The following is a 915-nucleotide window of genomic DNA, read 5'->3' as shown; positions in this document are numbered from 1 at the left end:
ATAGGTGTAGAGCGAAAACATCGCACCCGCACCCAGCACCGTGGTGGCCATGGCAAGCCGCACGGCCGGCCGCGTCAGCACCCGCAGCTCGCGCTTCACATCCGGCATCTGGCCGCGCTCGCCTCTCGGCAGCGCCAGCCACAGCGCCGTGATGGCGAGGAGACCGATCAGGGCCGTGCCGGCGAAGGCCATGCGCCAGCCGATCTGCTGGCCGACCCAGGTGGCGGCCGGCACGCCGCCGATATTGGCGATGGTCAGCCCCATGAACATGGCGGCGACCGCGCTGGCCTGCTTCTCCTTCGGCACCACGCTCGCCGCCACCACGGCACCGAGGCCGAAGAAGGCGCCATGGTTGAGGCTGGTGACGAGGCGGGCGGCGAGCAGCGTGAAATAGCCCGGCGCCATCGCCGACATCAGGTTGCCGATGGTGAAGAAGCATCAGCGCCGTGCGCTTGCCGAAGCGGCTGAACGCCAGCGTCATGAACGGCGCGCCGACCAGCACGCCGATCGCATAGGCGCTGATCAGCAGCCCGGCCGTCGGGATCGACACGTCGACCCCTTGCGCGATCACCGGCAGCAGCCCCATCGGCGAGAATTCCGTGGTGCCGATGCCGAAGGCGCCGATCGCCAGCGCCAGCAGTGCCCACCGGGCGGAAGGGGTCGCCGCCGCGGCGGCGCCTTTGCTATCCATCATAGTGCTCATGACATGTGCCTCATGTGCCCCTCAGGCGGGGCGATGACATTTGTTTGTTGAAACGGTGTTGCGGTGGTTGAAGCCTTGGCTTCTGGGCCGATTGGAGTTGTTGGGTCGAAGCTTGCTCTCCGGCGTTCCGATGTTTCCTTCGTCGTTCCGGCATGGATCCCCGACACTCTCCACTCCCTGCGGTCGCTCCGAGGTCGAGGATGACGAGCTTC

Annotated in this window: 1 protein-coding gene; it reads right to left on the bottom strand. The window is 67.0% G+C overall.

The annotated features are described in order from the left end of the window. The coding region (locus G3A47_RS23710) for an MFS transporter (protein WP_256371231.1) at window positions 1-426 on the bottom strand (426 nt) is incomplete at its 3' end. Window positions 427-915: the final 489 nt, after the last annotated feature.

Origin of the sequence: Flavobacterium poyangense (assembly GCF_011751075.1) — a bacterium.
GTDB lineage: Bacteria > Bacteroidota > Bacteroidia > Flavobacteriales > Flavobacteriaceae > Flavobacterium > Flavobacterium poyangense.
The sequence above is the reverse complement of the archived record's forward strand: the minus strand, read 5'-3'. Positions and strand labels throughout refer to the sequence as shown.